17 protein-coding genes and 1 pseudogene are annotated in these 17,592 nt (G+C 53.5%); 10 read left to right on the forward strand and 8 right to left on the reverse strand.

Annotated features, from left to right (window positions below; genetic code table 11):
* Nucleotides 1–36 precede the first annotated feature (36 nt).
* Nucleotides 37–342: a hypothetical protein gene (locus tag Q5705_00550; protein WLI77093.1), complete on the forward strand. Its 306-nt coding sequence runs from the start codon at nt 37–39 to the stop codon at nt 340–342.
* On the opposite strand, the gene Q5705_00555 is transcribed toward Q5705_00550, so the two are convergent.
* Nucleotides 339–686 carry a DUF488 domain-containing protein gene (locus tag Q5705_00555; GenBank protein ID WLI77094.1) on the reverse strand — a complete coding sequence of 116 codons (348 nt, stop codon included), beginning with the start codon at nt 684–686 and terminating at the stop codon, nt 339–341. The genes Q5705_00550 and Q5705_00555 overlap by 4 nt on opposite strands.
* A 135-nt stretch (nt 687–821) precedes the next feature.
* Here Q5705_00555 and Q5705_00560 point away from each other — a divergent pair, with 135 nt between their 5' ends.
* Nucleotides 822–1,529 carry a CTP synthase gene (locus Q5705_00560; protein WLI77095.1) on the forward strand — a complete coding sequence of 236 codons (708 nt, stop codon included), beginning with the start codon at nt 822–824 and terminating at the stop codon, nt 1,527–1,529.
* 26 nt (nt 1,530–1,555) lie between these two features.
* Here the strand turns inward: Q5705_00560 and Q5705_00565 are convergent, their stop codons facing one another.
* Nucleotides 1,556–2,743: a CynX/NimT family MFS transporter gene (locus Q5705_00565; protein WLI77096.1), complete on the reverse strand. Its 1,188-nt coding sequence runs from the start codon at nt 2,741–2,743 to the stop codon at nt 1,556–1,558.
* A 99-nt stretch (nt 2,744–2,842) separates the two neighbouring features.
* On the opposite strand from Q5705_00565, the gene Q5705_00570 reads away from it, so the two are divergent.
* The 5 genes from Q5705_00570 to Q5705_00590 all read left to right on the forward strand — a co-directional run bounded on the left by Q5705_00570 (nt 2,843) and on the right by Q5705_00590 (nt 6,912).
* Nucleotides 2,843–3,628, forward strand: coding sequence for a helix-turn-helix transcriptional regulator (locus Q5705_00570; protein ID WLI77097.1), 786 nt, complete (start codon nt 2,843–2,845; stop codon nt 3,626–3,628).
* A gap of 231 nt (nt 3,629–3,859) precedes the next feature.
* Entirely contained in the window at nt 3,860–4,657 is a 798-nt protein-coding gene (locus Q5705_00575) for an ABC transporter substrate-binding protein (GenBank protein ID WLI79081.1), read from the forward strand.
* 2 nt (nt 4,658–4,659) lie between these two features.
* Nucleotides 4,660–5,481 (forward strand): amino acid ABC transporter ATP-binding protein, encoded by an 822-nt coding sequence (locus Q5705_00580; protein WLI77098.1) that lies wholly within the window; start codon nt 4,660–4,662, stop codon nt 5,479–5,481.
* Nucleotides 5,481–6,230: an amino acid ABC transporter permease gene (locus tag Q5705_00585; protein WLI77099.1), complete on the forward strand. Its 750-nt coding sequence runs from the start codon at nt 5,481–5,483 to the stop codon at nt 6,228–6,230. The genes Q5705_00580 and Q5705_00585 overlap by 1 nt, the downstream gene beginning before the upstream one ends.
* Complete coding sequence (locus Q5705_00590) at nt 6,220–6,912, forward strand: amino acid ABC transporter permease (GenBank protein ID WLI77100.1); 693 nt, start codon at nt 6,220–6,222, stop codon at nt 6,910–6,912. The genes Q5705_00585 and Q5705_00590 overlap by 11 nt, the downstream gene beginning before the upstream one ends.
* Here Q5705_00590 and Q5705_00595 read toward each other — a convergent pair.
* From Q5705_00595 to Q5705_00610, 4 genes are all read right to left on the reverse strand, one after another.
* Entirely contained in the window at nt 6,895–7,341 is a 447-nt protein-coding gene (locus Q5705_00595) for a DUF441 domain-containing protein (GenBank protein ID WLI77101.1), read from the reverse strand. The two genes, Q5705_00590 and Q5705_00595, sit on opposite strands and share 18 nt — an antisense overlap.
* Before the next feature lie 192 nt (nt 7,342–7,533).
* Nucleotides 7,534–8,868, reverse strand: a complete 1,335-nt coding sequence (locus tag Q5705_00600; GenBank protein ID WLI77102.1) for an MFS transporter — start codon at nt 8,866–8,868, stop codon at nt 7,534–7,536.
* 3 nt (nt 8,869–8,871) lie between these two features.
* Entirely contained in the window at nt 8,872–9,795 is a 924-nt protein-coding gene (locus Q5705_00605) for a dihydrodipicolinate synthase family protein (protein ID WLI77103.1), read from the reverse strand.
* A 63-nt stretch (nt 9,796–9,858) separates the two neighbouring features.
* On the reverse strand, nt 9,859–11,034 hold the full coding sequence (locus Q5705_00610) for an enolase C-terminal domain-like protein (GenBank protein WLI77104.1): 1,176 nt from the start codon (nt 11,032–11,034) through the stop codon (nt 9,859–9,861).
* Nucleotides 11,035–11,413: 379 nt separating this feature from the next.
* Between Q5705_00610 and Q5705_00615 the strand changes: the two genes are divergently transcribed.
* The 3 genes and pseudogenes from Q5705_00615 (at nt 11,414) to wcaA (ending at nt 13,951) form a co-directional block, all read left to right on the forward strand.
* Nucleotides 11,414–12,289 carry a LysR family transcriptional regulator gene (locus Q5705_00615; GenBank protein WLI77105.1) on the forward strand — a complete coding sequence of 292 codons (876 nt, stop codon included), beginning with the start codon at nt 11,414–11,416 and terminating at the stop codon, nt 12,287–12,289.
* Nucleotides 12,290–12,850: 561 nt separating this feature from the next.
* A pseudogene (locus Q5705_00620) lies at nt 12,851–13,048 on the forward strand (pentapeptide repeat-containing protein).
* A gap of 57 nt (nt 13,049–13,105) precedes the next feature.
* Complete coding sequence (wcaA, locus tag Q5705_00625) at nt 13,106–13,951, forward strand: colanic acid biosynthesis glycosyltransferase WcaA (GenBank protein ID WLI79082.1); 846 nt, start codon at nt 13,106–13,108, stop codon at nt 13,949–13,951.
* A gap of 80 nt (nt 13,952–14,031) precedes the next feature.
* On the opposite strand, the gene Q5705_00630 is transcribed toward wcaA, so the two are convergent.
* Nucleotides 14,032–15,315, reverse strand: a complete 1,284-nt coding sequence (locus tag Q5705_00630) for a YeaH/YhbH family protein (protein ID WLI77106.1) — start codon at nt 15,313–15,315, stop codon at nt 14,032–14,034.
* 65 nt (nt 15,316–15,380) lie between these two features.
* On the reverse strand, nt 15,381–17,315 hold the full coding sequence (yeaG, locus tag Q5705_00635) for a protein kinase YeaG (GenBank protein ID WLI77107.1): 1,935 nt from the start codon (nt 17,313–17,315) through the stop codon (nt 15,381–15,383).
* Between the last annotated feature and the right edge of the window lie 277 nt (nt 17,316–17,592).

Genomic DNA, 17,592 nt, shown 5'->3' on the forward strand with positions numbered 1-17,592 from the left:
TCTCATTTCCAGTTTATGTGAGCGCACGAGAGAAACATGTTTCAGTTACGACCGGGCAGCCAGGCGTTAGTGATTGGTGCCCAAACCGCCACCGGGCGGAGCAATATTGGTAAATCCGTTGAATTATTCGGGCTGTGTCAGCCCGGAGAACGTTTTCTCAACCCGGTAAACGGGTTTATGACTGAAATGCCGCGCAGCGCTCCGCGTGCGCTGTGGCTGGTCACCGGGGATGTTACGGCGTTTGACGGTCAGCGCGGTTTTGCTTTTGTGCGCGCCGAACACCTGATGCCGCTCCAGCCGGACAGCCAACCGCAGGATGTATACGAGCAGGCAATCGGCTAAGCCAGCGCGCGTAGCCACTCTGCCAGTATGCGAGCGTGATTATGTTCGGTGTCTTTCGCCGCGTATAACAGCGTGATGGCGCTTTTCGCCCCCCGCGCCGCCAGCTTTTTGCCTTCCTCTTTCTGCGCCTCCAGCTCCTGACGATAGCTTTCGCGAAAGGCGGAAAAATCAATCGCTTCGCCGTGGAACGCCTTACGCAGTTCCGTTGACGGGGCCAGGGTTTTGCACCACTCATCGTACTGAAGATCCGTTTTTTTCACCCCGCGCGGCCAGAGCCGGTCAACCAGTACCCGGTAGCCATCCTCTTTAGCCGGGGATTCATAGACGCGTTTGCACTTAATCATGGCTCGTTCTCTCTTTTTACATAATTTGTAGTGATAACACCCCGCTGATTTTAAGGTGTTGTGATTACATTAAAAGACGGCTATCGTGATGTTCCTTATGTTATTACTTATCTGACACGGCATAAGGACTCTACCATGCACCATATCCCCCCCAAAAAAACAGTGCGCATCGCGCTGGTTGGTGATTACAACCACGACATCGTTGCGCACCAGGCGATCCCGCTGGCGATTGACGATGCCGCTGCCGTGCTGGAGATAACCGCAGATTACGACTGGCTGGCAACCAGCGAAATCGGCAGCGATGAAGACCTGGTTGGCTATGATGCCATTTGGGTCGTGCCGGGAAGCCCCTATAAAAATGCGCACGGTGCGTTTATCGCCATTAAATACGCGCGGGAAAATGCGGTGCCATTCCTTGGCACCTGCGGCGGTTTTCAGCATGCGGTCATTGAATATGCCCGTCATGTGCTGGGCTGGGAGGATGCGGCGCACGCCGAAACGGAACAGCAAGGGCGGATGGTGATTACGCCGCTAAGCTGCGCGCTGGTGGAGCAAACGGGGTCGATTGAGTTGCGCCCCAATACGTTGATTGCCCGCGCCTATGGCCGCGATCAGATTGAAGAAGCTTACCGCTGTAGTTTTGGCGTCTCGTCAGAATTCGCCCGTGAACTGGAGAGCGGCGATTTGCGCGTCACCGGCTGGGATGAAGAGGGCGAAATCCGCGCGGTCGAGCTGGTGACGCATCCGTTTTTTGTCGCCACGCTGTTCCAGCATGAACGCGGTGCGCTGGCCGGACGCCCGGTGCCGCTGGTGCAGGCGATGCTTCGCGCGGCGGGGGAGTAACGCTTTTCGCCGGATGGCGGGCGCTTTCACCCTGCAATAATCTCTCTGTCGCGCCCGGCATACGCGCCGAACACCGCCATCACCACCGACAATACCCCACACGCCAGCAGCGGAATATGCCAGTCGCCGCTGGCGTCGTGGATTTTCCCCATCAGCGGCGGCCCGCAGGCAGCCAGCAAATAGCCCACGGATTGCGCCATTCCGGAGAGTGCGGCAGCCTGGTGCGCCGAACTGGCACGCAGGCCAATAAAGGTCAGACCGAGGATCATGGTTGCGCCGGAGCCAAAACCATACACGATAGTCCACACGGCGGCCTGTCCGGGCTGTAACCACAAACCCAATGCGCCGATCGCGCACAGTAACGCCACCACGACTGCGATGCCGCGCTGATCCTTGAGCCGGTGCAGCACCAGCGGGACCAGTAAACCGGGCGCAGCGGTTGCCAGTTGCAGCACCCCATGCAGGGAGCCAGCCTGCGCTTCGCTAAAACCCTGGCTAATCAAAATCGACGGCAGCCAGCCAATCACGATGTAATAAATCAGCGAGTTAATGCCGAGGAACAGCGTCACCTGCCAGGCGAGCGCCGAGCGCCAGATCCCCCGGCTATGCAATGCCCCGGAGTTGCTGAGATTGGTCGGCACGCCAAAACGCAAGCGCGGTAACCATAGCAGCAGCGCCGGCAGCGGGAAAACCATCAATGTTAATAACGCGCCATGCCAGCCTGCGCCGCTCTGCGCTATCGGCACCACTGCCGCTGAACCCAGCGCCGCCGCCGCGCCCATCGTCAGGGAGTACGCGCCGGTCAGTTTTGCCACATGCTGTGCAAAATCGCGCTTCAACATGCCGGGCAGCAACACATTTCCCAGCGCAATGCCACAGCCGATCACCGCCGTGCCAGCGAACAGCAACATCGCCGAGGGCAGGGAACGAATGGCGATGCCGAGACAAATCAACACCAATGCCATAAACAGGCTGCGCTCCATGCCAAAACGGCGGGCAACACCTGCCGCCAGCGGCGAGATCAGCGCAAAAGCGAGCAGCGGCAAGGTGGTAAGCATCCCGGTTTGCGCGGTGGTTAAACCATATTCCGCGCGAATCGCATCAAGCAAAGGGGCGGCACCGGTAAAGGTGACGCGAAGCGTAGTCGCAATCATCAGGATCCCGGCAATCAGCAGGAGCCCTTGTTTGCCACGGGAAGAGAGGCTAGTGGTCATCGTATTCTCATCATTGAAAGCAGGCGGTTACGATACCGTTTTTCCCGCGCGTTTGAATCAAGCTAAAATGACACTTTATCGCTAAATTCGGACAAATTAATGCACGGACTTGGATTAGGTGGCTACGATCCCGACAGCCAGCAAGAAGCTGCCGTCGCTTTTCGCATCACGGTTGATGAGAGCGAGCAGCTTATTCCCGCGCACTACCACCGCAAAGGGCAGCTTATCCTGGCGCTGACCGGGGCAATCACCTGTGAAGTGGAACACGCCCGCTGGATGGTGCCGCCGCATCACGCGATGTGGCTACCGGGCTTCGTGCCGCACAGCAACCGCGCCACGCCGAACGCCCAGCTCTGTTTTCTGTTTATCGAAGCCTGGTCGGTGGTGATGCCGGAACACTGCTGCACGCTGAAGATTTCGCCGCTGGTTCGCGAACTGATCCTGTCTCTGGCCTCGCGCTCGCACCTACAGCGCCGTCAGCCGGAAACGCAGCGTCTGGTGCAGGTGTTATTCGATGAACTGCCGGATCAGCCGCAAATGCAACTCCAGCTTCCGGTATCGGCGCACCCGAAAATTCGCCAGATGGTCGACAGCATGGAGAGCCGCCCGGCCGAGAGGCAGACGCTGGCGCAGTGGGCGCAAGTGTTTGCCATGAGCGAGCGCAACCTGGCGCGGCTGGTGGTGAAAGAGACAGGTTTAAGTTTTCGCCGCTGGCGACACCAGATGCAGTTGATCCTCGCGCTGCGCTTATTGATTGACGGGCAATCAGTGCAGCATATCGCCCAGACGTTAGGTTATGACTCCACCACGGCGTTTATCACCATGTTTAAAAAAGGGTTAGGGCAAACACCGGGGCGTTATCTTGCCGCACTCGGCGAGCGGTAGATTTTTTTACTGCCTTTCCCTTTGCGTTACTGTGGGCTTTGTGTGTTTGTTCTGGCAGAACGAGCAAGATAAGTGATTAGTATGGCAAGTCTGGTTTTAATAACTTTTTCGGATAATCAATGCACTTTTTGATATTTGTCTGATGAAAAGGCTTATGTGACTTTAACGCTGCAATTAACACAATAACAGGGCGTAAAGATGAGCATGGCAACCACATTACACACTAAAAAAATGGGTGCGCTCAGCGCACTGGCGCTACTTTCAGCGCTCTCTTTTTCGGCTCATGCCGACAAACTGGCTGATATCAAAGCCGCAGGCGTGGTAAAAGTCGCCACTTTTGATGCCAACCCGCCGTTTGGTGCTATCGACCCGAAAACGCACGATATTGTGGGATATGACGTCGATTTCGCCAAAGCGCTGGCAAAAAGCCTCGGCGTGAAACTCCAGCTGGTCGCCACCAACCCGGCGAACCGTATTCCGCTGCTGCAATCCGGCAAAGTGGATCTGATTGTTGCCGATATCACCATTACGCCTGAACGTGCGCAGGTGATTGACTTCTCCACGCCGTATTTTGTCACCGGCCAGCAGTTCCTCGTGCCGGCCACGGCACCCGACAAACTGGACGCCTACAGCAAAGCGCGTATTGGCGCGGTGAAAGGCACCACCGGCGAACAGACGCTGCACCAGCGTTTTCCGCAATCCCGCGTACTGGCCTATGACGATATCCCGCTGGCGTTGACCGCGTTGCGTAACGGTAATGTGCAGGCGATCACGCAGGACAGCACTATTCTGGCGGGCTTGCTGGCGGAAGCGCCGGACAAAGCGAAGTTCAAAATCCTGCCGGATCTGCTGTCGAAAGAGGAGATTGGCGTGGGCGTCACCAAAGGGGAAACCGCGCTGCTGAAAGCGGTGAATGATGAGCTGGTGAACCTTGAGAAAAGCGGTGACGCGGCAAAAATCTACGATACCTGGTTTGGCCCGCAAACCAAAACCCCGGCTCCGCGCAGCTTTACCATAGAAGCGAAGTAACTATGCTGGCAGGTCTGTTTTCCGCCTCTGTGGCTGATGCCACGGAGGTGTTGCCCGTGCAAAAAGGCACGGTGGCGTTTCGCAAAGTCAGTAAACGTTACGGCGACAACGTGGTGCTCAATTCGATTGATTTGCAGGTTGCCGCCGGGGAAGTGCTGGCGGTGTGCGGGCCGTCCGGCTCCGGCAAATCAACGCTTATTCGCCTGATTAACCAACTGGAAACCCTGAGCGGTGGCGAAATTTTCGTTGATGGTCAGCCAACCAGCCGCTTAACCGGGCGCGGGTTGCGTGAGTTACGCCGCCATGTTGGCTTTGTGTTTCAGCAATTCAACCTCTACGCGCACCTGAACGCGCTGGACAATATCACCCTTGCGTTGCGGCGCATTCATGGCAAAACCGCCGCTGAGGCGCAGGCAATTGGCCTTGCATTGCTGGCGCGCGTCGGGTTGCAGGATAAAGCTGAACACTATCCATCCCAGCTTTCCGGCGGGCAGCAGCAGCGGGTGGCGATTGCCCGCACGCTGGCCGCCGATCCGCATATCATTTTGTTTGATGAACCTACTTCAGCGCTTGACCCGGAGATGATTGGCGAAGTGCTGCAAGTGATGAAATCCCTGGCACACAGCGGCATTACGCTGATTGTGGTCACCCACGAGATGCAGTTCGCCCGCGAAATTGCTGACCGGGTTATCTTTATCGACGGTGGGGAGATCCTCGAACAAGCAGCCCCGGCGCAGTTTTTTACTGCACCGCAGCACCCGCGAGCACAACGTTTTCTGCAAAAGGTGCTCAACCCGCTGCATGCCGATAGCAAGGAGTTGTAATGGCGCTGCATCTCGACTGGGCGGGCGTGCTCACCGGACAGCCCGCGCAATGGATTATTTCGGGTTTCCTGACCACCATTTGGGTCACCGTTGCGGGCACGCTACTGGCGACCGCGCTCACCGTATTGCTGCTGGCACTGCGTCTGGCGGGCGGTAAAGCGGGCAGGGGCGCGGTTGCGATATGGGTATCGCTGTTTCGCAATACGCCGCTGCTGGTGCAACTGCTGTTCTGGTATTTCGCCGCCTGGAACTTTCTGCCGCTGGGTTTTCGCCAGTACGTCAATGATGATCACGCGTTTAGCATCCTGCCGGGAGATGTCTGGTGGTTTACGCCGGAGTTTCTCTCATCGGCCTGGGCGCTGGGGCTGTTTACCGCCGCGTTTCTCGTTGAAGAGATTCAGGCGGGTTTACTTGCCGTTCCGCGCGGGCAGGTTGAAGCCGCTCAGTCGCAGGGATTCAGCCAGCTGGCACTGTTTCGCTGGGTGCTGCTGCCGCAAGGTTTGCGCAATGCCTGGCAACCGGTGGTCGGCCAGTATCTCAACCTGATGAAACTCTCGTCACTGGCGACGGGGATTGGTCTTGGGGAACTGACCTACCAGACCCGGCAGATTGAAAGTTTTAACGCCCATGCGCTGGAAGCGTTTGTCATCGGTAGCGCGCTCTATTTGCTGCTCGGTCTGCTGATGAGCGCGTTGTTTAATCTGCCGCAGGCATTACGTCGCGCGCCGGAGGTGCACCGTGATCGCTAATATCACCGTCATTACCGACAACCTCGACTATCTGCTGTGGGGGCGGGCAGCGCAGGGCGAGCCTGGCGGCGTGCTGTTATCGCTGCTGATGACCCTCGGCGCTGCCGCGCTGGCGTTTCCCGGCGGTATCTTGCTGGCATGTTGCGCCTGGCGGTTTCGTGGCTGGCCGCGCAAGGTGCTGTTTCTGTGGGCCGAACTGATTCGCGGTATTCCGCTGATTTTCGTTATCTTCTGGCTGTGGTTTTTACTGCCGTGGCTGACGGGGGCGGATTTGCCTGGCGCGGTAACCGTCACGCTGGCGCTGGCGTGGTTTACGTCTGCGTCGGTGATGTACTCGACGCTGGCAGCGCTGGGTGCATTACCAAAAGGGCAGTATGAAGCCGCGCTGAGCAGCGGATTTGGCAGTGTGCAGATCCTGCGGCTGGTGTTGCTGCCGCAGGCGTTACGCAATGCGCTCCCGTCGTATATCGGCTTGCTTATTGCGCTGTTGAAAGACACTTCGCTGGCGTTCATCGTCAACGTACCGGAACTGACCACCGTGGCCGGGCAGGTGAATAACCGGGTACAGGTCTACCCGGCAGCGTTATTTATCTTTACCGGTCTGGTCTATTACCTGCTGTGCAGCGCGCTGGAGTTTAGCGTTAAGCGCTGGCAGCGGCGTTACTCACTGCCGGCCAATTAACAGCGACACCAGACCTGCGGCAATCAGTGGCCCGACCGGAACACCCCGGAACAGGGCCACACCTAATACCGTTCCCACCAGTAAACCGGCGACCAGCGACGGTTGCGCACTCATCAGCGTGACCCCGCGACCGCCCAGCCACGACACAAACACCCCAACCGCAATGGCGAGCAGCGATTTCCAGTTAACAAACGAGTGCAGCAGCGTCGAGGGCGGAAGCGTACCGCTGGCAATCGGGGCCATCACGCCAATGGTCAGAATGATAATGCCGATGGTCAGCCCCTGTTTTTCAATCCACGGAAAGTAAGTATTGAGGGGCGTAATGCGCACAATGATCAGCACCAGGACCGCGATCGCAACGGTAGTGTTGTGGCTGGCGAACCCCAGCGCGACGAGCGCGAGTAAAATAAACAGCGTGGTATCAAACATGAAGGAATTCCTTTATACCGAAAGGCCTTGCCAAAAATGCAACCATTTTACTCTACGCATAAACGGGTGATGAGACAGGATTTTTTCTTGCTGGCGGAGAATTTCAGGCAGTTGCCAAAAACGGGATGAAAAAAAGCCATACTGCAACCGTCGAAAGCAGTATGGCTGAATGGGGAACCTGTCCCCATTGCTTCAGGATTTGTGTAAAACGGCGCTACCCGTGTGCGAAGCCGGTGTTGCATCGAGGGTCAGGCGTTCCAGTTTGCCGACGATAAACAGGTAAGCAATTACGCCAATCAGCCCCATCGAGCCGATATAGATAATCGCCCAGTCAAACGAGCCGGTGGCCTGGATAATAAAGCCGATCACCAGCGGCGTCAGGATGCCGGCAATGTTACCGAAGGTATTAAAAATACCGCCCGCCAGCCCCAGCGCCTCTTTCGGTGAGGTGTCGCTCAGCACACACCAGCCCAGGTTGCTGAAGCCTTTGGCAAAGAAGGCCAGACTCATTACAAAAATGACCAGCGGCGTCGATTGCGTATAGTTGGCAATGATGATTGAGCAGGAGAGCAACATGCCGAGCACAATCGGCAGTTTGCGCGAGAACGTCAGGCTGTAGCCTTTGCGCAGCAGGTAATCGGACAACATGCCGCCCACAATCCCGCCGACAAAGCCTGCGATTGCCGGAATCGCCGCCACCAGCCCGACTTTGATGATCGACATTCCTTTGTCCTGATAGAGATAAGTCGGGAACCAGGTAAAAAAGAACCAGGTGATTGACGTCAGGCAGAACTGGCCGATATAGACGCCAATCATCATGCGGTTGGCACACATATTTTTGACTTGCTGCCAGCTAATCACCTGCTTCGCCTGCGTGGAGGAACCGAGTTCCGGGATCCCGCCGCCGCTTCGGATGTATTCCAGCTCTTGTTGATTGATTTTTTTATGCTTCAGCGGATCGCGCACGAAACCGAGCCAGAACAGACCAAACACAATGCCCAGCAGACCGGCGCTGAAAAAGACGTAATGCCAACTGGTGAGGGTGATGACATACGACAGGATCGGCGTAAACACGCCCAGCGCGACGTAGGGCGCGGTCTGGTAAATCGAGGTGGCGAAACCGCGCTCGTTATTGGGAAACCACTGCACTGACAGGCGGCTACTGGCTGGTGTCGCCGGGGATTCCGCCATGCCCATCAGAAACCGGAAGACAAATAACATCACAAAGGTGGAAGGGAAAAGGTAGACCGCGCCTTGTAAGAAGGTAAACACCGACCAGACGATCATCGCCAGGCCGTAAACCAGCCGGGAGCCAAATTTATCCAGCAAAATACCGCCGGGGATCTGGCATAACATATAGGCCCAGCCAAAGGCGGAAAATGCCCAGCCCATATCGGCGGGGCTAAAACCTAACTCTTTGCTCATCACCGGGGCGGCGACGGAAAGCGTTGCGCGATCGATAAAATTGACCAGCATTGCCGCCCCCATAAACCCCAGCATCACGTAACGTACGTTGCTTTTTTTCATGGCTTACACTCCGAAACGTTGAGGGGCTTGCACGCTTACTGACTCGTACGCCGCAATAAGGCGCGAGCGGATATCTGAAGGGAGTGCGCACAATGGCGGGCGCACCGTTTCCCATGATGCTTCGCGCGTTGTGTAAGCCAGCAGGGTTTTTACTGCCGGAATGGTGTCCGCCATGCCTACCACCTGGCGCACGCGGCTAAGCTGCTCCTGCGCCGCCAGCCCGTCGGCATTGTCATAGTTGCGGTAGATAAATGCCGTTAACGTTGAGGCAATATTGGTGGTGGCGGTGATACACCCAGCCGCACCGGCCTGCATCACCTGGGCAAAGGTGACGTCGGCACCGGAGTAAACCTCAAAGCCCCCGGCGGAAAAACGGTTGATATAAGCCACGGTGTTGGCGAAATCACCGCTGCTGTCTTTGATGCCCTGGAACACGCCGGGGTGGCGCGCGATAAGGCGTTCAATCAGATCCAGCGTGATCGCAATGGTGCTCTGCTGCGGGAAGTTATAGAAATAGAGTTTCACGTCGTGACCGACCGCCTCGGCAATCGCGCTGTAAAAAGCAAACAGCCCCTGTTCTGAGGGTGCTTTGTAATAGAAGGGCGGCAGCAGTAAGACGCCGGGGCAGCCCAGTTTTGCTGCGTGGCGCGTTAATCGAAGGGTGGTTGGGATATCGCAGGCGCTGGTGCCGGGCAGCATTTTCGCCGGTGAAATCCCGCTGCTCACCAGTTCTTCCAGCAAGGTTTCCCGCTCTTCTGCGCTGAGCGAGTTGGTTTCGGAGGTGGTGCCGAGCACCGCCAGGCTGTCGCAGCCGTTAGCCAGTAAATTGTGGCAATGGGCGACGGTTTTCGCGTAATTCAGCGTCAGATCGTCATTGAAGAAGGTGGCCGCCGCAGCGTTCACCCCCGCGTAAAGTGCGTTTCGCATGTTCTTTTCCTTACCGCCAGCCCTCTGCGTGGCTGGCGGGATCGGGTTTGTAGGGTCGAAGCGTTATTTTTTGCCAAACACAAAACGGTTGGTGGCGTGGTAGTTAAGCCAGTCCCAGTCGTAGGTCACACCGAGGCCAGCGCCGTCCGGCACCGTCACGCAGCCGTTTTCGTCAATGGAGTCCAGCTCGTCCTGGTAGCCGCAGGCGTAGCACGGCGGCAGGATATTTTTCAGTTTCGGGCCGACTTCCGCCATTTCGTAGAAATTGGTATTGCGGATGCTGGCCATCAACTGGCGATGCGCCGGGCCTGGGGCGTGGATCTCCACATCCAGGCCGAAGGCTTCGGCCATATGCGCGGTTTTCAGCGCGCCGGTAATGCCCATGTCATATTCCGGATCGACGCGCACAAAGTCGGTCCCGCCCGCCATAATAAAGTCACACTTCGCCTCCAGCGCGCGCACATGCTCGGTGATAAGCAACGGCGTTTTGATCATCGAACGCAGTTTCTTATGGGAAAAGGCGGAGAGGGAGTTGTCGCGATAGGGATCTTCATACCAGAAGAAATTCGCCTCGTCGCAGGCACGGCCCACATACAGCGCATCGGCAAAGGTTTTCAGATCCGAGGCGGCGTCGTACATCAGTTTCATTTTGTCGCTGAGCGCTTCGCCGAGAGCCAGCACCAGCGAGGCTTCTTTACGGGCGTCGCCGTCGAACCAGCCGTGGTGTTTAAAGGCGCGATAGCCCATCTCGTAACACTGCTTAGCAAAGTCCACGAAGGCGGCATTGCTGTTGAGCATGCCCTCATCGCCGTGATAGGTGCTGGCGTAGGTCGGCAACTTATTGCGGTACTGGCCGATCATTTTCGAAATGGATTTGCCCGCCTGTTTGCCCGCCAGATCCCACAACACAATGTCCACCGGCCCCTGACCCATATGATCCATATGGCACAGGCGGCGGTTCCATTCGGTATAAAACGCTTCACGCTGATCGCTATCGCGGCCCGGCAAATCGCTTGCCAGCATCAGGGTTTGCGCCAGCGCCGGGCGGGTGCCGCCCCAGAGGGCGACATATTCACCGCGTGAACCATCATCACACTCCACGACGATGGCATATTTCGATAATGACAGCGTTGATCCTTCCACATAGCCCACATGGTTGTGCGCATGGGTAAATGAGGAACCCATATCTTTCACATCATATTTAAAGTCAATGACTTCGACACGTTCAATAATCGGCATTCTCGCTCTCCTGAAATAAACGTTATTCTTTTTTCGCTCAATAACGGTATGCAATGGATGAGAGTCAGAATGAGTTTGTTCTTAATAGTCGTCCATTTTAGAGAGAGTATTGTCTGATACCGAAAAGGTATCAGGCGCAGGACGCTTTTTTTGTGAAATTAACGCTGGGCCACAGAAGTGAATAATTCTTTATAACATGTTATTTATTAATTGCTTGATATGTAACATTTTATTGGTTGTTTATTGACTGTGTTTACCGCACGACCACTGGGCGATTTTTTATGATACTCCTCACATAAACAGTGATACCTTTTTGCCAGGCGGAAAAAGTTTCTGCACAGTCTGGGGCATTCATCACATTATTAAATGCTGGCTGTCGATGCTGAATATTAACCAGGTGAGATGTTTTATTGCAGTAGCAACGGAGTTAAGTTTCCGTCGCGCGGCGCAGTCGCTGAATATGAGCCAGCCGCCGTTAACCCGGCAAATTCAATTGCTGGAGCAGCATTTAAATATCACCTTGCTGAACCGGGATAAACGCAGCGTGACGCTGACCACGGCGGGAAAAGCGTTTTTTCAGGAAGCCTCGGAGTTGATGAAACATATTCATCAAATTGAGCAATACACCCGGCGGATTGCCAGCGGCGAAGTGGGTTCCGTGGCCATTGGTTTTGTCCCCAATGCCTTCTATCAATTTTTGCCGCACCTGCTGGTCCGGCTGAGAGACGCCTTTCCGTTTATCCATATTTCCCTGCAACAAACCAATACCTTCCAGCAGGTCGAAGCGGTGATCAATCGCCAGATTGATTTAGGCATCGTGCGCATTATTCCCGAGAACAACGCCCTTGAGAGCGCGCTCTGTATTGATGAGACGTTCGTGGCGGCGGTTCCACGCCAGCACGCGCTGGCAACCCGCGAAACGCTGCAACTGGAAGATTTCGATAATCAGCCGGTTGTCATGTACTCCATCTCCTGGAAGCCGTTCTTTGATTTATTGACCCATGCTTTTGATGCCGCCGGTGCCAGGCCAGACTACGTGCAGTATGAATCCAACACCGTGAATATTCTGTCGCTGGTGAATGTGGGTCTGGGCGCGGCGGTAGTGCCGCAAAGCGCCACGACGTTTAAATTTGACAATGTGGTTTACCTGCCGCTGAAAACCCCGCAGCGGTTAGCGAATCGCATGTATTTTATCTGGCGCAAAGATAACGAGAATGAAGCCTTTCATCTGGTTAAGCAGTGCATTATGGGATGACGGCAGGCGAGCAGAAAAAAGCCGCCCGGTTGGGCGGCGAAGAAATACAAGCACTACAAACAACGCTTTTTGTGTGTACTGTCTTTTTTATTCAACAGCCTGACGAGGCCTGAAATGCTGACAGTGCGAAAGGCGACGACGTAAGCCGCCGCGCAACAAATTCATCAATAACGTTAATGTGCCACATTTATTTACCAGCAAGGCGTGAAATAGACGGGGGTTTATAGGGTAATTCGGCCCTTTACGGTTTCTTGCTCAGGGTGTTAACCGTATCTTTCAGTGAGGTGTCCATCGGTTTATGAAGGGATTGTTTTCATAGAGGAAAATAACGATGTTGGCATGCGATAAATCTTAAATTAGATGCAGGACACGTAAGCATGTTTATCTAAATGTGAACAATTGCTACTCTGATGCCATAATTTATACGAAGCGGCTGTCGAGACAACAATGTCTACTTATAGAAGCGCAAACGCCTTGCATAACAAAACATTCAAATATCATAAAAACTTAAGTATCGATAACGGAAACTACTCCAGACGGGTCGGGGGAGATATGCGTTTTATGGACTTAACGGATAAGAATTTAAAAAATATAAATCTTTCAGGTTGTGATTTATCATTCAGCAATCTGACATCGGCTGATTTTTCTTACGCTTCTTTAAAAGGTGCGAATTTATCTCACTGTACCCTTAAAGGTGCCATCTTTAATTTTACCGATTTCAGATGCGTAGATCTTACGGGAAGTGATGTAGAGAGTGCTTCTTTCACCGGAGCAATCACTGAACGCAATGATCTGGCAAAAGATACCTTTTCGGCGTTGCCATTAATTACTGTATATATGCCCACCTGGAATCGAGAAGATTTAGCTATCAGGGCTATAAAGTCCGTTATTGCGCAGGATTATCAACATTGGGAATTGATCGTTATTGATGATTGCTCTCCAGGTTACGAAAAAATCAGTAATTACCTTAATGAAATACAAGATTCAAGAATAATATTTATCAGAAATGAATTTAATTCTGGCGCTTGTGCGGTAAGAAACCAGGCTATAAAAATGGCCACAGGATATTTGATAACAGGTATCGATGATGACGATACATGGCTACCCAATCGTTTATCATCATTTCTTGAGAAACAACATCGGCTATATCAGCACGCGTTTCTGTATGCAGATGACTACATTTGCGATAAAAAAGATTATACAGATCTATCTGAATTAAACATTTATCCTAAGCCACCTTTCGAAAAAAACGTGTTCGATAAAAAGAATATTATCGGCAACCAAATGTTCACATTAACTCGTCGTCTAAAAGATGTACTTTTTGATACAAAACTATTAGCTGCTCAAGATTATGATGCGTTTTATCGGCTTACAGAGAAATTTGGTACACCGTTAAAAATTGACAAAGTAACGCAAGTTCTATTTGTCAATCATGGCGAGGCGAGGATTACCGGATCGCGTAAGAAATTTGCGGGATATTGGGGATTCTATAAAAAGCACAAATGGAATTTTGATAAATCGAGCAAAAAATATCAATTGTTTACGCTTTATTATATCCGAAATAAGCCAATGGGATTGCGGACCTTTTTGATATTAATGACCCTAAGAAATATGAAGAGATATTTTATGCTTTTTACTAATTTCAAAAAAAGAAAGTTTTAGTAAAAGGCAGGGCAATGTCGTTATCCTGAATAAATCCAATATAAAAAAACAGCCAGCAAAGGTCACTGGCTGATTTTTTATTACGATCCGCTGGTCGCGTTTTGTTTATGAAACAGTTCGCGGAACACCGGGTAGATATCTTCCTGATCGCGAATATGCTGGATGGCGAAATTATCAAACATCGTTTGCAGATGCTCATACTCGCGCCACAAAGTCTGGTGCGCCCGGCGGGTTATCTCGATATAGCTGTAATAACGCACCACTGGCAGGATTTTCTTCGCCAGGAGTTCGTGACACAGCGGCGAGTCGTCCGCCCAGTTATCGCCGTCTGACGCCTGCGCGGCGTAGATGTTCCACTGCGCCGGGTCATAACGCTCTTTCACCACTTCATCCATCAGTTTCAGGGCGCTGGAGACGATCGTGCCGCCGGTTTCCTGGGAGTAGAAGAACTCATGCTCATCCACTTCTTTCGCCTGAGTGTGATGGCGGATATAGACCACTTCGACGTTTTTATAGGTCCGGCTCAGGAACAGATAGAGCAGGATGTAAAAACGCTTGGCCATATCTTTGGTGGCCTGATCCATTGAGCCGGAGACGTCCATCAGGCAGAACATCACTGCCTGGCTGGAGGGTTCCGGGCGTTTCTCGTAGTTTTTGTAACGTAAGTCAAAGGTGTCGATAAACGGCACGCGATCGATTTTTGCGCGCAGTTCGGCTATCTCTTTACGCAAACGCTCCTCTTCCAGTAGCTGAGCAGGCTCGCTTTTGGCGACGGTCTCCAGGCTACTTTCCAGCTCACGCAGTTCACGGCGTTTACCTGCGGTCATTGCCGTGCGGCGGGCGAGGGAGTTCTGCAACGAACGCACGACGCTGATGTTCGCCGGTACACCGTTGGCGGTATAGCCTGCGCGGTGAGTTTTGTATTCATTCATCTGCCGTTGCTGATTTTTCTTCAGGTTGGGCAGGGCTAAATCTTCAAACAGAAGATCGAGATATTCATCTTTGGAGATCTGGAACACGAACTCATCCTGGCCTTCGCCGTCCGGGCTGGCTTCGCCCTGACCGCTGCCACCACCGCCACCGCCGCCCTGCGGGCGCTCGATACGGTCGTTTTGCACAAAATGGTCGTTCCCCGGATGTACGCGATGGCGTAAACCGCCGCGCCCCTGATGAAACATCGGTTCGCTGATATCTTCCGACGGGATAGAGACGGACTCGCCGTTCTCTACGTCTGTGACCGATCGTTTATTGATCGCCTCGGAAATCGACTGCTTAATTTGCGCTTTGTAACGGCGTAAAAAACGCTGGCGGTTAACCGTGCTTTTATTTTTGCCGTTCAGACGCCGGTCAATGAACCAGGTCATAGTTCCCTCCCGCTGCGTATGCCAACTTTGCAACAGGCCGCGCACGCGGCGCGGCCGGGGTGTTGTTATGAGGATTTACGTACACGCAAATACCATTCGCACAGCAGGCGAACCTGCTTACGGGTGTAGCCTTTCTCCATCATACGATCCACAAAGTCGTCATGCTTTTTCTGCTCGTCGGTAGAGGTTTTGGCGTTAAACGAAATGACTGGCAGTAACTCTTCGGTGTTGGAGAACATTTTCTTCTCGATAACCGTGCGCAGTTTTTCGTAGCTGGTCCAGTTCGGGTTGCGACCGTTGTTGTTGGCGCGGGCGCGCAAGACGAAGTTGACGATTTCATTACGGAAATCTTTCGGGTTACTGATCCCGGCCGGTTTCTCGATTTTTTCCAGTTCCGCATTCAGGGATTCACGGTCAAACAACTGGCCGGTATCCGGGTCGCGGTACTCCTGATCCTGGATCCAGAAATCCGCATAGGTGACATAACGATCAAAGATGTTCTGCCCATATTCGGAATAGGATTCAAGGTACGCCGTCTGGATCTCTTTGCCGATAAACTCGGCGTATTTCGGGATCAGGTAACCTTTGAGGAACTCAAGGTAGCGTTCTGCTATCTCTTGCGGGAACTGTTCACGCTCGATTTGCTGTTCCAGTACATAGAAGAGATGCACCGGGTTGGCGGCCACTTCGGCGTGGTCGAAGTTAAATACCCGCGAGAGGATCTTAAAGGCGAAACGCGTTGACAGCCCGTTCATCCCTTCGTCGACACCGGCGTAATCGCGATACTCCTGATAGGACTTCGCTTTCGGGTCGGTATCTTTCAGGCTTTCACCGTCATAAACACGCATTTTCGAATAAATGCTGGAGTTTTCCGGCTCTTTAAGGCGCGACAGAATGGAGAAGCGTGCCAGCGTTTCCAGCGTGCCGGGAGCGCATGGGGCGTGAGAAAGCTCTGAGTGATTGAGCAGTTTCTCGTAAATTTTCATCTCTTCCGAAATACGCAGGCAATACGGCACCTTGACGATATAGACACGGTCGAGGAAGGCCTCGTTGTTTTTGTTATTACGGAACTGTACCCATTCTGATTCGTTTGAGTGAGCAAGGATGATGCCGTTAAACGGTAGGGCGGAAATACCTTCTGTGCCGTTGTAGTTCCCCTCCTGCGTGGCGGTCAGCAGCGGGTGCAGCACCTTAATAGGCGCTTTAAACATTTCGACGAATTCCATTACCCCTTGGTTGGCACGGCACAGTGCGCCGGAGTAACCGTAAGCATCGGGATCGTTTTGCGCGTGGTTTTCCAGTTTGCGGATATCCACTTTCCCCACCAGCGCCGAAATATCCTGGTTGTTTTCATCGCCCGGTTCTGTTTTGGCGATGGCGATCTGTTCGAGGATGGACGGCCAGACTTTGACGACGCGGAATTTACTGATATCGCCGCCGAATTCGTGCAGCCGTTTCGCCGCCCATGGCGACATTATGGTACCGAGGTAGCGGCGCGGAACGTTATATTCCTTTTCGAGGATCTGCGCGTCTTCCTGCGGGTTGAACAGGCACAACGGGTGGTCGTTGACCGGGCTGCGTTCGCCATTGGCGCTCAGCACATAAATGGGCACCCGCTGCATTAATGATTTCAGCCGTTCTGCGAGGGAGGATTTACCGCCGCCAACCGGGCCGAGCAGGTAGAGGATCTGTTTCTTCTCTTCAAGCCCCTGGGCGGCGTGTTTGAGGTAAGAGACGATCTGCTCGATGGCTTCTTCCATACCATAGAATTCTTCAAACGCCGGGTAGCGTCCGATAACCCGGTTCGAAAAGAGACGGGAAAGCCGTGGCTCCTGGGCAGTGTCAACCATCACTGGCTCACCAATGGCCATCAATAGCCTTTCTGCCGCGTTAGCATAGGCACTGCGATCTTGCTTACAGATAGCAAGAAACTCCTGCAGTGTGAACTCTTCGTCCTTGGCAGCTTCATAGCGCTGGCGATAGTGATCGAATATATTCATGGCATGCCGTCCTTTCGTTTTTAGCACAGACAGGTTAAGAGCCGTTCATATGAGTAGTGGAGGCTCCCGGAAGCGTTCACTGAAGGGCGCTAAAAGTCACAGAGCAACACTTGTGCCAGGTCGCATGCCAATGGCTTCGCGCGGATCAGTTAAATCATCTTCTTAAATTAAGCGTAGATGGCTTTGCAAAACTTGCATCCAGCCAAAAACCAATTTCAATGACATATCAATAACTCATCCAAAAATTCCTGGTTTAGAGATAAGCCTTTGGCCGCAC

Source organism: Kosakonia sp. H02, assembly GCA_030704225.1.
Taxonomy (GTDB): Bacteria; Pseudomonadota; Gammaproteobacteria; order Enterobacterales; family Enterobacteriaceae; genus Kosakonia.

Coding starts and splice junctions, on each gene's coding strand:
- Q5705_00610 (WLI77104.1), bottom strand. CDS start 11,034: ATGCCGATTATTGAACGTGTCGAAGTCATTGACTTTAAATATGATGTG.
- Q5705_00560 (WLI77095.1), top strand. CDS start 822: ATGCACCATATCCCCCCCAAAAAAACAGTGCGCATCGCGCTGGTTGGT.
- Q5705_00600 (WLI77102.1), bottom strand. CDS start 8,868: ATGAAAAAAAGCAACGTACGTTACGTGATGCTGGGGTTTATGGGGGCG.
- Q5705_00555 (WLI77094.1), bottom strand. CDS start 686: ATGATTAAGTGCAAACGCGTCTATGAATCCCCGGCTAAAGAGGATGGC.
- Q5705_00595 (WLI77101.1), bottom strand. CDS start 7,341: ATGTTTGATACCACGCTGTTTATTTTACTCGCGCTCGTCGCGCTGGGG.
- Q5705_00575 (WLI79081.1), top strand. CDS start 3,860: ATGGGTGCGCTCAGCGCACTGGCGCTACTTTCAGCGCTCTCTTTTTCG.
- Q5705_00550 (WLI77093.1), top strand. CDS start 37: ATGTTTCAGTTACGACCGGGCAGCCAGGCGTTAGTGATTGGTGCCCAA.
- yeaG (WLI77107.1), bottom strand. CDS start 17,315: ATGAATATATTCGATCACTATCGCCAGCGCTATGAAGCTGCCAAGGAC.
- Q5705_00605 (WLI77103.1), bottom strand. CDS start 9,795: ATGCGAAACGCACTTTACGCGGGGGTGAACGCTGCGGCGGCCACCTTC.
- Q5705_00570 (WLI77097.1), top strand. CDS start 2,843: ATGCACGGACTTGGATTAGGTGGCTACGATCCCGACAGCCAGCAAGAA.
- Q5705_00585 (WLI77099.1), top strand. CDS start 5,481: ATGGCGCTGCATCTCGACTGGGCGGGCGTGCTCACCGGACAGCCCGCG.
- Q5705_00615 (WLI77105.1), top strand. CDS start 11,414: ATGCTGAATATTAACCAGGTGAGATGTTTTATTGCAGTAGCAACGGAG.
- Q5705_00580 (WLI77098.1), top strand. CDS start 4,660: ATGCTGGCAGGTCTGTTTTCCGCCTCTGTGGCTGATGCCACGGAGGTG.
- Q5705_00565 (WLI77096.1), bottom strand. CDS start 2,743: ATGACCACTAGCCTCTCTTCCCGTGGCAAACAAGGGCTCCTGCTGATT.
- Q5705_00630 (WLI77106.1), bottom strand. CDS start 15,315: ATGACCTGGTTCATTGACCGGCGTCTGAACGGCAAAAATAAAAGCACG.